At 65.6% G+C, this 12,202-nt stretch carries 9 protein-coding genes and 1 pseudogene; 3 read left to right on the top strand and 7 right to left on the bottom strand.

What is annotated here, in order from left to right; all coding sequences use genetic code 11:
• Window positions 1-22: 22 nt before the first annotated feature.
• Complete coding sequence (gene quiC, locus HG549_RS10545; protein WP_170029436.1) at window positions 23-1,930, bottom strand: 3-dehydroshikimate dehydratase QuiC; 1,908 nt, start codon at window positions 1,928-1,930, stop codon at window positions 23-25.
• 287 nt (window positions 1,931-2,217) lie between these two features.
• On the opposite strand from quiC, the pseudogene HG549_RS10540 reads away from it, so the two are divergent.
• A pseudogene (locus HG549_RS10540) lies at window positions 2,218-3,590 on the top strand (MFS transporter).
• Between the two features lie 35 nt (window positions 3,591-3,625).
• On the opposite strand, the gene HG549_RS10535 reads toward HG549_RS10540, so the two are convergent.
• The 5 genes from HG549_RS10535 to HG549_RS10515 form a co-directional block, all read right to left on the bottom strand.
• Window positions 3,626-5,038, bottom strand: a complete 1,413-nt coding sequence (locus HG549_RS10535; RefSeq protein ID WP_170029435.1) for a DOPA decarboxylase — start codon at window positions 5,036-5,038, stop codon at window positions 3,626-3,628.
• 138 nt (window positions 5,039-5,176) lie between these two features.
• A complete protein-coding gene (locus HG549_RS10530; RefSeq protein ID WP_170029434.1) occupies window positions 5,177-6,121 on the bottom strand; it encodes a LysR family transcriptional regulator in 945 nt (314 codons plus the stop codon).
• 153 nt (window positions 6,122-6,274) lie between these two features.
• Entirely contained in the window at window positions 6,275-6,985 is a 711-nt protein-coding gene (locus HG549_RS10525) for a YebC/PmpR family DNA-binding transcriptional regulator (protein ID WP_170029433.1), read from the bottom strand.
• Between the two features lie 97 nt (window positions 6,986-7,082).
• On the bottom strand, window positions 7,083-8,474 hold the full coding sequence (locus tag HG549_RS10520) for an FAD-dependent oxidoreductase (RefSeq protein ID WP_170029432.1): 1,392 nt from the start codon (window positions 8,472-8,474) through the stop codon (window positions 7,083-7,085).
• A 15-nt stretch (window positions 8,475-8,489) separates the two neighbouring features.
• A complete protein-coding gene (locus tag HG549_RS10515) occupies window positions 8,490-9,806 on the bottom strand; it encodes an MFS transporter (protein WP_170029431.1) in 1,317 nt (438 codons plus the stop codon).
• A 244-nt stretch (window positions 9,807-10,050) separates the two neighbouring features.
• Here HG549_RS10515 and HG549_RS10510 point away from each other — a divergent pair, with 244 nt between their 5' ends.
• Window positions 10,051-10,920 carry a LysR substrate-binding domain-containing protein gene (locus HG549_RS10510; protein WP_170029430.1) on the top strand — a complete coding sequence of 290 codons (870 nt, stop codon included), beginning with the start codon at window positions 10,051-10,053 and terminating at the stop codon, window positions 10,918-10,920.
• A gap of 93 nt (window positions 10,921-11,013) precedes the next feature.
• A complete protein-coding gene (locus HG549_RS10505; RefSeq protein WP_170029429.1) occupies window positions 11,014-11,385 on the top strand; it encodes a DUF2784 domain-containing protein in 372 nt (123 codons plus the stop codon).
• On the opposite strand, the gene tam is transcribed toward HG549_RS10505, so the two are convergent.
• Window positions 11,375-12,151: a trans-aconitate 2-methyltransferase gene (tam, locus tag HG549_RS10500; protein ID WP_170029428.1), complete on the bottom strand. Its 777-nt coding sequence runs from the start codon at window positions 12,149-12,151 to the stop codon at window positions 11,375-11,377. The two genes, HG549_RS10505 and tam, sit on opposite strands and share 11 nt — an antisense overlap.
• Window positions 12,152-12,202: the final 51 nt, after the last annotated feature.

Genomic DNA, 12,202 nt, shown 5'->3' with positions numbered 1-12,202 from the left:
GCCGCTGCTGCACGGACAGCGTTCAGAGCACCGGCTTGCGCGCTGCGCCACTCCGTGCCTTGGCCATGGCCGCCAGGCGTACCGCCACGTTGGCCGCACCGTAACCGGCATAGCCGCCCTTGCGCTGGATGATCTCGAAGAAGAAGCGCTCCTCGAACGGTTCGGTGTACACGTGGAACAACTCGCCGCCCTGCGCATCACGGTCGTACAGCACGTTGTAGTACGCCAGTTCGCTGAGGAATTCGTCATCGAAATCGAAGCGCGCCGCCAGGTCGTCGTAGTAGTTCAGCGGAATTTCCAGCAGCGGCACCCCAGCCAGCTTGGCACGCGCCACTTCACGGAAGATGTCGTCACAGTCGAAGGCAATGTGGTGCACGCCTGAACCCCGGTAGCTGGACAGCGCATGGGCAATCGCGGTATTGCGGTTTTCCGAGATATTCAGGGGCAGACGCAGGGTACCGCACTGGCTGCGCAGGGCGCGGCTCTTGACCAGGCCGTAGGGGTCGGGCAACACCACTTCATCGTCGGCGGCGAAGTCGAACAGGGTCTTGTAGAACAGCACCCAGCTGTCCAGCGATTCAGCCGGCAGCGCCAGCGCCATGTGGTCGATGCGGCGCAGGCCACCGGTGGCGGTGGCGTTCCGGTCCAGGCTGAAGTCGGTGTCATACAGGGTCTGCCCGGCCGTGCCCTGCTCCACCAGGTACAGCAGGCTGCCATCCGGTGCACGTACCGCCGGCACCTCGCACTCGTTGGGGCCGACCAGGCCACGGAACGGTTGGCCGCGGAAGGCAGTGGCGCGCTTCAGTGCCGCTTGCTGGTCCTTGACCCGCAGCGCAGTGGCGCACAGCGACGGGCCGTGGGCCTCGAAGAAGTTGTGGCCAAAGGAATAGGGTTCGGCGTTCAGGACGATATTGATGTCGCCCTGGCGCAGCAATTGCACCTCTTTGCTGCGGTGCTTGCCGGCTTCGGCAAAGCCCAGGCGCTTCAGCCAGCTGCCCAGGCGCGCGCCAACGGCTTCGTCCACCGCGAATTCGAGGAATTCGACACCGTCATAGCTGCTGGCCGCCGGTGGGGTGAACAGCACACCGGGTTCGATCGGCGTGCCCTCCTGCTCCAGGCGCAGGCGAGTCTGCTCTTCAAGGTACAGCAACGAGCGCAGGCCGTCGGCGGCATTCTGCCGCGGCGGTGCGGCACGGAAGCCGTCGTTGAATATTTCCAGCGACAGCGGGCCACGGTAGCCGGTGGCAAGGATCGGCGCCAGGAACCCAGCCATGTCCATCTCGCCCTGCCCCGGGAAACAGCGGAAGTGGCGGCTCCACTCCAGCACGTCCATGGCCAGGATCGGCGCGTCGGCCATCTGCACGAAGAAAATCTTGTCACCGGGAATTTCGCGGATCGCCTGCGGGTCGCCTTTCAGTGACAGCGTGTGGAAACTGTCGAGGATCACCCCGAGCGCCGGGTGGTCGGCCTGGCGCACCAGGTTCCAGACTTGCTGGTAGGTATTGACGTGGCGGCCCCAGGCCAGGGCTTCGTAGCCAATGCGCAGGCCGCGTTTGCCGGCATGCTCGGCCAGCAGGCGCAGGTCGTCGACCAGCAGTTGCTCTTCGCCCAGGGCATCGGCCTGGACGTTGCTGCACACCAGCACCAGGTCGGTGCCCAGTTCCTGCATCAGGTCGAACTTGCGCTCGGCGCGGTCGAGGTTTTTCTGCAGGCGCTCACGGCGGCAGCCTTCAAAGTCGCGAAAAGGCTGGAACAGGGTGATGGCAAGCCCTGCATCGGCACACATCTGGCGTACCTGGCGCGGGCTGCCGGCGTAATAGAGCAGGTCGTTCTCGAAGATCTCGACGCCGTCAAACCCGGCGGCGGCGATGGCTTCGAGCTTTTCCGGCAGGGTACCGCTCAAGGACACAGTGGCGATCGAACGCTGCATGGCGGGAGTTCCTTGTTGTTAGAGGCTGACGGTGCCAGGGGCAGGAAAACACCGGTCACCGTTTCTGGCACGATCGATTATTCGCAGGTAAAGTCGACGCTTCAATATCTTTGTACGGAATGGTTAGTTTTGCGTTCGATTACCGCACAAAACCCGTTTTGACGAATTGCTAGACCGCTGGCCCGTGGTCAACATGAACCACAACGCAGGCCCACCGACCGCTGCCCCCTGCCCTTGCGAAAGCGATGGCCGACCCTGCGCAAACAACAATAACAACGGAGACAACGATGGCTCACTCCAGCTCGCAAGCCAAGAAAGCGACCGCCAGTGGATGGATAGGCTCGGCACTCGAGTACTACGACTTTTTCATCTACGCCCAGGCCGCGGCGCTGATTTTCCCGCAGATATTCTTCCCCAACACCGACCCGAAGATGGCCATCATCGCCTCGCTGGCCACCTACGGCGTGGGCTACCTGGCGCGCCCGGTCGGCGCCTTCGTGCTGGGCCACTGGGGTGACACCCGCGGGCGCAAGAATGTCCTGCTGCTGTGCATGTTCCTGATGGGCCTGTCGACCATGGCCGTGGGCCTGCTGCCTACCTACCACGACATCGGTTACCTCGCCCCCGCCTTGCTGGTGGTACTGCGCCTGATCCAGGGCTTTGCCGTGGCCGGCGAAATTTCCGGCGCCAGCTCCATGATCATGGAGCATGCGCCGTTCGGCCGCAGGGGCTACTTCGCCAGCTTCACCCTGCAAGGGGTGCAGGCCGGCCAGGTGCTGGCGGCAGCGGTATTCCTGCCATTGGCCTACTTCATGCCGAGCGAAGCCTTCAGCGACTGGGGCTGGCGCATTCCGTTCCTGATGAGCGCCTTCGTACTGGTGGCCGGCTTCATCATCCGCAAGGAAGTGCACGAAACCCCGGCGTTCGTGAAGGAAGAGAAGCAGGACAAAGTCGCCAAGTCACCGATCCGCGAGGCCTTCCGCCACAGCTGGAAGCACATGGTGCTGGTGATGTTCATGGCCCTGATGAACGTGATCCCGGTGGTGGCCACCATCTTCGGTGCCGCCTACGCGGTACAACCGGCCTATGGCATCGGCTTCGACAAGAGCGTGTACTTGTGGATCCCGGTGGTTGGCAACATCGTCGCGGTGCTGGTGATTCCGTTCGTCGGCAACCTCTCCGACAAGATCGGCCGGCGCCCGACCATGATCGCGGGCTGCCTGGGCTCGGGCCTGCTGGCGTTCGTCTACCTGTATGCGATCAGCATCCACAACGTACCGCTGGCGTTCGCCACCTCGATCGTCATGTGGGGCATGGTCTACCAGGGTTACAACGCGGTGTTCCCAAGCTTCTACCCGGAGCTGTTCCAGACCCGCTACCGCGTGTCGGCCATGGCCATCGCCCAGAACATCGGCACCATGCTGACCGCCATGCTGCCGGCGCTGTTCGCCCTGGTCGCCCCGCCCGGCTCGGACAACATCCCGCTGGTGATCGGTGGCCTGGCGTTCTTCATTACCTGCATGTGCGCCCTGGCGGCCTACATTGCCCCGGAAACCCATCGCCTGGCGATGGAAGACCTGGGTAATCCGAGGCCAAGCCGATGGAAAAAGAAGCGTATGAAGCCAGCCGCAAAGGCAGTTTGCAGGCAGTGAGCCACTGATGGATGGCCGGGGCCGCAACGCGGCCCCGGTAGTCTCAACCCTTGACCACCTCCTGTAACCGCTGCCACAACCGCTCGACATCCCCCCGCTCGGTCGGCAGCGCCCCGATCGACACCCGCACCATCCACCGCCCATCCAGCGTCGCCGGCGTCACGTAAGCCTCCCCCGACGCATTCAGCCGCTCGGCCCAACCCTTGGTATGTGCATCCAGCGCGTCCCCTTCCAGCCCCACCGGCCGGTGGCGAATGCACAAGGTCTGCAACGGCACTGGCGCCAGCACTTCCCAATCCGCCGCCGCATCGACCTGCGCGGCCAACCACTGGGCATTGTCCAGGTCACGCCGCAAGCGCGCCTGCAACGCATCAACACCCTCGCTACGCAACATGAACCACAGCTTCAACGCGCGGAACCGCCGGCCCAGCGGGATGCCCCAGTCACGCAGGTTCTTCACCTCGCCGTCCACCGCCGACTGCAGGTAGCTGGGGTTGGTGCTCATCACCCGGATCAGGTGCTGCGGGTCGCGCACGTAGTAGATCGAGCAATCGAAAGCAACGCCCAACCACTTGTGCGCATTGACCACCACCGAGTCCGCCAGCTCGATGCCATCCCACATCCAGCGGCACTCCGGCAGGATCATCGCCGAGCCGGCCATGGCCGAATCCACATGTAGCCACAGGCCATGGGCCTGGGCGATGTCGCCGATCGGGCGCAGCGGGTCGAGCGCCGTGGTGGCCGTGGTGCCAGTGGTGGCGACCACGGCGCAGGGCTGATGGCCGGCGGCCAAGTCCTGCTCGATCGCGGCCTGCAACGCCTCTGGGCGCAGGGCATAGTGTTCGTCGGTCAGGATCAGGCGGATGTTGTCGCGGCCGAAACCGGCCAGCAGCGCCGCCTTGTCCACCGAGCTGTGGGCATGGGCGCTGACGTAGACGATCAACGGCTTGCCCTGGGCTTGCAGGCCACCGCGCACCAGGGCGTAGTCGCTGGCGCGTTCACGGGCACAGATCAGCGCCACCAGGGTGCTGGTCGACGCGGTGTCCTGGATTACCCCGCTCCACTGGTCGGACAGGCCGAGCAGCTGGCGCAGCCAATCGAGGGTGGTTTCCTCCAGCTCGCTCAGCGCCGGGCTGGATTGCCACGACAGGCCGAGTACGCCGAGGCCGGTGCTGAGGAAGTCGCCCAGCACCGATGACAGGGTGCCGTTGGAGGGGAAGTAGCCGTAGAAATCCGGGTGTTGCCAGTGGGACAGGCCGGGCATGACCAACTGGTTGACGTCGTCGATGATCGCGGCGAAGGGCTCGCCTTGCCGGGGGGCGCTGCCGGGCAAGGCCGCCTTGAGGTAGCCGGGCTCGACCTGGGCCATGACCGGGCGTTCGCCGACGCTCTGGCGGTAGTCGGCGATCAGGTCGATCAGCTGGTGGCCGTATTGGCGGAATTGTTCGGGGGTCACGTGGGGCTCCTGTGGTTTATCTACTGCCTGTACCGGCCCTGTCGCCGGCCTGCCGGCGAAGGGCCGGTACAGGCAACACGATGCCCCCAAGTCTAGGCACCTATTGCACAGCGAATAACCCCGCCTTGCGCATACCTGCTATGGCAAACCCGCATGTCCGCCCTGCACACCGAACTGCGACTGGCGCCACAACTCGAACACCCGGTTGCGCAACCAGCGGTGCTCGGCCGAAGCCTGCAGGCGCTGGTGCCACACCACCCAGTAACGCTGGCTGTGGTCGATGAAGCCCAGCGGCCGCCAGGCCAGCTGATGCAGGCGGCACAATTGGCGGGCGATGTGCTCGGGCACGGTGGCCAGCGCCTGGCTGTTGGCGATCACCTGCACGGTGGCGGAGAAGAACGGCACTTCCAGGCTGACCCGCCGCTGCAGCCCCTGGGCACGCAGGTGGCGGTCGATGAAGCTGTCCTTGTCGCCGCCGCCGGAAATCCGCACATGCTTGTGCGCCAGGTAGTCGGCCTGGCTGAGCGCACCGTGGGTGGCCAGCGGGTGGTCGTGGCGCATCAGGCACACCGCGCGGTCTTCACCCAGCAGGCGGCCGTGCAGGTTGGGCGGCGACTCGTCGAACAAGGTGGTGGCCAGGTCGATCTCGCCACTGGCCAGCAAGGCGTACTGGCCGGCCTGCCAGGTGCGATACTCCAGCGATACCCCCGGTGCTTCGCGCTCCAGCGCCGCCACCAGCAGCGGCAGCATGTGCTCGGCCACGTAGTCCGAAGCGGCCAGGCAGAAACGCCGCTCGCAACGTGCCGGGTCGAACACTGCGGGTTGGCGCAGTGCATGCAGCTCTTCGAGTACCTGGCGCAGGGGTTCGACCAGCGCTTCGGCGTGTTCGCTGAGCACATAACCCCGGCCCTGGCGCACCAGTAGCGGGTCGTCGAAGGCTTCGCGCAGGTGGGCCAGCTGGCGGCTCAGGGCGGACTGGCTGACGCCCAGGCGCTCGGCGGCGTGGCTGAGGTTCTTCAGCTGCAGCAGGTGGTCGAGGGTACGCAGGTGGGCGAGGCTGAGGGAGGCGAAGGTGGGGTTCATCGGGCTCGGCTCCAGACCGCGGGCGAGGGCTTTGCCCTCGTTTCGCGACACAAGGCCGCTGCTGCAGGGATCAGCGCCATTCAGTGATGCGCCAAACCCTGTAGGAGCGGCCTTGCGTCGCGATGGGCCGCAAAGCGGCCCCGATTACACGGATCAGTCAGTCAGGCCGACGTACACGTTCTGCACATCATCGTTCTCGTCGATCGCCTCGAGGAACGCTTCCACCTCGGCCAGCGCCTCGGCACTCAGGCTGGCGGCACTCACCGGGTTCTTCGGGGTGTAGCCGATCTTCGCCGAGGTCACGGTGAAGCCATGTTCCGGCAGGGCCTTCTGCACGGCATCCAGGTCGGTGGTGTCGGTAATGAACAGGGTCGAACCCTCTTCGTCACCTTCTTCGAAGTCCTGGGCACCGGCTTCGATGGCGGCCATCTCTGGGTCGGCGTCGCCGTTGGCGGTGGCTTCGATCAGGCCAACGTGGTTGAAATCCCAGGCTACCGAGCCGCTGGCGCCCAGCTGGCCTTTGCGGAACAGCACGCGGATCTGCGCGACGGTGCGGTTGACGTTGTCGGTCAGGCACTCGACGATCAGCGGCACCTGGTGCGGGGCGAAGCCTTCGTAGCTGACCGCCGAGTACTGCACGGCATCGCCGTCCAGGCCCGCGCCCTTGCGGATGGCGCGTTCCAGGGTTTCGCGGGTCATCGAGGCCTTCTTGGCCTGCTCGATGGCCAGGCGCAGGCGCGGGTTCATGTCAGGGTCGGCGCCGGACTTGGCGGCGATCTGGATCTCTTTGGACAGCTTGCCCATGATCTTGCCTTTGGCGTTGGCCGCGGCTTCTTTATGTTTGGCTTTCCACTGTGCGCCCATGTCGACTCTCTTGTTTCAGCGGCCGGTTCAGGAAGCGACCGGCCAAAAGTGGGTGCAGTTTATACGCCCTCAGGCATGCGATCGACAAGAAATCTCGTCAGCCTTTATCGGCCTTGCCCGCTGCCGCGGCAAAGCGTGCCAGGCGTACGTCCAGCCGACGCGGGCGCAAACCGTGGTCTTCGGCGCGCTCCTTGCGGCGGATGGCATTGCGCACCAGCAACGAGCCGAGGTAGCGAATCGGCTCGGGCGGGAACCACCCCAGCGGCCCCTTGACCAGCGGCGAGCGGGTCCATGGGTTGTCCAGGCCCAGGGCCAGCGACGAGAGGATCTGCCCGCCCATGTGGCACGGGCCGACCCCACTGCCCGAATAGCCAAAGCCGTAGAACACGTTGCCCTGCCCGTCCAGCCGGCCAAAGAACGGCAAACCGGTTACCGAGCGGTCCGACGGCCCGTTCCAGCTGGCCGCCAGCGGCACCTCGGCCAGCGCCGGGAAAAACCCGCCCAGGCTTTCGCGCAGCAGTGGCCGGTATGGCGACGGCTGGTCGAACACCGGCAACATGCGCCCGCCGTAGGCAAAGGTATTGCCGCCCTTGCCGAGCATCAGCCGGCCATCGGAGGTGTTGTGGTAGTAATGCACGAAGATGCGCGAGTCGAGCACGCTGATACCGCTGTCCAGGCCGACCTGGCGCAGCAAGTCGGGGCACGGTTCGGTGATGACCATGTCGCTGGAAACAATCGCCACGCTGCGCTCGAACTGCGGGAAGGCCCGCGCCATCCAGGCATTCAGGCCGAGCACCACGCGGTCGGCGCGCAGCGTGCCATGGGTGGTGCGCACTTGCACCGGGGCGCCATGCTCCAGGCCGGTCATGGCCGTGCCTTCATGAATGCGCACGCCGCGCTGCAAGGCCACCCGGCGCAGGCCGCGCACCAGCTTGCCTGGCTGCACCGTGGCGGCGGCCGGCGAGAACCAGCCCTCCAGGTGCCGCGCCGAGCCTGCCAGGCGCTGCACCTGGTCCAGCGGCAGGCGGCGGAACGAATTGATGCCCTGGCGCTGCAGCGCGGCGATCACCGCGTCAGTAGCACCCACCTGGGCCGCGTTGGTGGCGGTGTACAACGTGCCGTCCAGGCGGTAGTCACAGTCGATGCCGTTGGCTGCGCAGAACGCACCGATTTCACCGATGCTGCGCTCCGACTCGCGCACCAGGCGCACCGCCTCGGCCACGCCGAACAGGCGTTCCAGGGTGAAGTACTTGGCCGACCAGGACAACGCGCAACCACCGTTGCGCCCACTGGCGCCGGCACCGCAGATATCGGCCTCGATCAGCACGATGTCCAGGGCCGGCTGCGCCTCCTTGAGCATCAGTGCAGTCCACAGCCCGGTGTAGCCGCCACCGACGATGCACACATCGCAACGGGCATCGCCAGGCAATGGCGGGCACACCGCTTCCTGCGCCGAATCCAGGGCCTGTTGCAGCCAGAAGGGTCTCATTCGCTCGCTTTCCTTTCAGGTACGCAATGGCTTGATTGCCATGCTGGTGTTTGGTGCCAGGTCGGCGCTCTGCGCAGCGCTGGCCGGGCGGCTGTTCCAGTGCGGCAGCAGTACCAGTGCCGAGAACAGCGCACAGCCGGCGAACACGATGAACACCGTGACGCCGTCGAAGTAGCCCGGTAGCAGCCCGCCCAGCACCGCCCCCACCGAACCACAACCATTGACGAAGCCTGCTGCGGTGGCGCCGGCCTTGGCGGTGCCGAAGTCGATTGCCGCAGCGCCACTGATCATCGAGTCCGGCCCGTACAGGGTCAGGCCCATGATGAACAGCAGGGCCACCACCAGCACCACGCTGCCGGTGTGCATGGCCGCCATGAACGCCGCCAGGGCCACGGTCAGCAGCACCAGGCTGATCACGCAGGCCGGCATGCGCCGGGCACTGAACAGTTTGTCCGAAGCCAGGCCGATCAGGATCGGCCCGAGCAGCCCGGCCAGCTCGAAGGCCGTGGGGATGATCGCCGCGCCCACCTTGCCCACCGAGGGCATCTGCTCGAAGACGATCACCGGCCCCCACAGCAGGATGGCGTAGCGCGCCGGTTTCAACAGGAAGTAGGCCAGCCCCAGGGTCAGCACCGTACGGTTGCGCAGGATTTCCTTCAGCGGTGCCCACAGGCTGCACAGGTTGCCGCCCGGGGCCATGCTCTGCGGTTCCGGTTCGACCGCCGGCAGGCCGACGTCTTCAGGCTTGTTGCGCTGCAGGAAGAAGAACAGCAGCGCCACCAGCGCCACCACGGCGGCACTGGAAAAGAACGCCGCGTGCCAGGTGCCGACCAGGGTGTAGGCCCACCAACCGGCGAACGGCGAGGCCACCAGGCCGCCGAAGGCATAGCAGGAGCTCCACAAGCCCAGCACCCGTCCGCGCTGCACGGCGGGGAAGAAACTGCCGATATTCTTGCACAACCCGGCCCAGCCGGTGGATTGCGCCAGGCCTTGCACCAGCATGCAGGTGGCAAAGATCGGGAAGGTGGCGTAACTGCCCATCACCACGGCGGCGCCTGCAGAAATCAGCAGGCCGCCGAGTACCACCACGCGCGGGCCGAAGCGGTCGGCAAGCATGCCCCAGGTGAACTGGCCCACGGCATAGGCGGCCAGGTAGATCGCGTCGAGGTTGGCCATGGCGGCCTTGTCGAGCATGAAATTCGGGTCTTCGGCGATGCCCAGCTTGGCCACCGAGAAGGCCTTGCGGGTGAAGTAGAAGGCGGCGTAGGCCAGCCAGGTGATGGCGAAGATCTGGATGCGCCAGCGTTTCAACGTGGCTAGGGATTGGTTCATTTAAGTCTGACCTCTTGCTCAAGTGTGCCGGCAGAATGTGAAGAAACGCCTGTCTTGTTGTTGTGTTGCGCACAGCGATGACGAGGGCTGTCATCGGGTCAGATGGCACCGTGTGGGGGCCATGGCCCTGGCGGCACTTGTGGTGCCAGCGTCGGGCTGAAAGCTATGGAAACAGCTGCTGACTGATAAATAAAATCGATTTATCGTATTTCACACATAAGCCAGACTTGTTACTGAGGTATTCATGTCGGTCTCCCACGCCCAACTCAAGGCCTTCCATGCCGTGGCCGTGCACGGCAGCTTTACCCGCGCGGCAGCCAAGTTGTTTCTTACCCAGCCGGCAGTATCGGACCAGGTACGCAAGCTGGAGGAGCGCTTTGGCGTACTGCTGTTCCACCGCAACAAGCGCTCGGTGCAGCTCACCGACCTCGGTGAGCGCTTGCTGGGCATCAGCCAGCGCCTGTTCGCCTGCGAGGCCGAAGCCCATGAACTGCTGCACGACTCACGCGCCCTGCACACCGGCAGCCTGGTGCTGGCGGTGGATGCGCCGGTGCACGTGCTGCCGCAGATCGCCCGCTTCTGCCAGCGCTACCCGGGCATCCAGGTGAAGATCGAGACCGGCAACACCGACGAATCGCTGGCCCGGCTGTTCAGTTACCAGGCCGACCTGGCCTTGCTGGGCCGGGATGTCGACGACGAGCGCCTGCATTGCCTGCCGCTGCGCCGTGACCCGATGGTGGCGTTCGTCTCGCACCAGCACCCGTGGGCCAGCCGTGGCTCGATCAGGCTGGCGGACCTGGACGATATGCCGCTGGTACTGCGCGAACCCGGCTCGGTGACGCGACAGACGCTGGAAGAGGAGATGCAGCGAGCCGGCTTGCGGATTCGCCCGGCGATCCAGGTGGAGGGTCGGGAAGCCGCCCGTGAAGCGGTGGTGGTGGGGATCGGTGTGGGGGTGGTGTCGGCAGCGGAGTTTGGCGCGGATGCGCGGGTATGCGCGCTGCCGATCGTCGATTGCCAGCGGCACCTGACCGAGACCTTGGTGTGCCTGAGCGAGCAACGCACGCGGCGGGTGGTGGCGACCTTCCTGCAGATGGTCGAGGAAGCGCTGTAAGCCTGTACTGGCCTCTTCGCGGTAAACCGGCAAAGAGGCCACAACAGGCAACCCGACTATGCTGGGATAACCCCCTCCTCCGGCACTCACCCCATGCTCTTGCGCCTCGCCGCCGACACCTTGGTGCTGCTGCACCTGGCCTTCATCCTGCTGGTGCTGTTCGGCGGCCTGCTGGTGCTGCGCTGGCGCCCAGCCCTGCTGCTGCACCTGCCAGCCCTGGCCTGGGGCCTGGCGGTGGAATACCTGCACCTGGGCTGCCCGTTGACCACCTGGGAAAACCAGCTGCGCAATGCCGCCGGTGACGCAGGTTATCCGGGCGGCTTCATCGAGCATTACCTCTGGCCGCTGATCTATCCCGCCGGCCTGACGCCAACCGTCCAGCTGGTGCTGGGCAGTGTCGCGCTGCTGCTCAACCTCGCCGTCTACGCCTACGTGGCCTGGCGCTGGCGCCGCGCTAGCGGGTAGCCACCACGAACAGGCGCGGAAACGGCAACAGCACCTTGCCGTCACTGGCCGGCGGGTAGTCACGCTGCATGGCCTGCAGGTACATCTGCAGGAAGTCGGCCTGCTCCTGTTCATCGAGCTTGGCCAGATAAGGCCTGAGCGCCGAGCCCTTGAACCATTCCACCACCGCTTCGGCGCCGCCCATCAACGGGTGATGATAGGTGGTGCGCCACACATCCACGCGCGCGCACAAAGGGCTGAGCAGGTCGTAGTAGAACGCCGCGTTATGCCGCGGCGGCAGCTGGAAATCGGCAAATTTGGCTGCCCAGGGGCCTTGGCTGGCGATCTCGCGCAATTGCCGGTGGGCCGGTTCGTCCAGGTTGTCCGGGGTCTGCACCGCCAGGCTGGCGCCTTCGCTCAGTTGGCGCACCAGGTGCGGGTACAGTGAGGCATGGTCCGGGAGCCATTGCAGCGAGGCATTGGCCAGGATCAAGTCCTGGGGTTCGGCGGCGGACCAGCCGGCGATGTCGGCAACCAGCGTGCGCACCCTGGGGATGCACAGCCGCTTGCGTTCGCGGGCCTTGTCGATCATGTCCGGGTCGCTGTCCAGCGCGGTCACCTGGGCGTCCGGGTAACGTTGCAGCAGCACCTCGGTGGAATTGCCAGGGCCGCAGCCCAGGTCGGTAGCGTGGCGCACCGGGCGTGGCGGCACGGCACCGAGCAGGTCGCGCACGGCGCGGGTGCGCTCGTCTTCGAACAGCGAATACTGGTTGGCAGACCAGGCCATGAGCAACTCCTTCTGGCGAGTAATGGGGGCAGCATATTGCGATCTGCGGGC

The organism is Pseudomonas sp. SK (assembly GCF_012975065.1).
GTDB lineage: Bacteria > Pseudomonadota > Gammaproteobacteria > Pseudomonadales > Pseudomonadaceae > Aquipseudomonas > Aquipseudomonas anuradhapurensis.
Note: the sequence above shows the minus strand (reverse complement) of the source record. Positions and strands in the feature narration are given on the sequence as shown.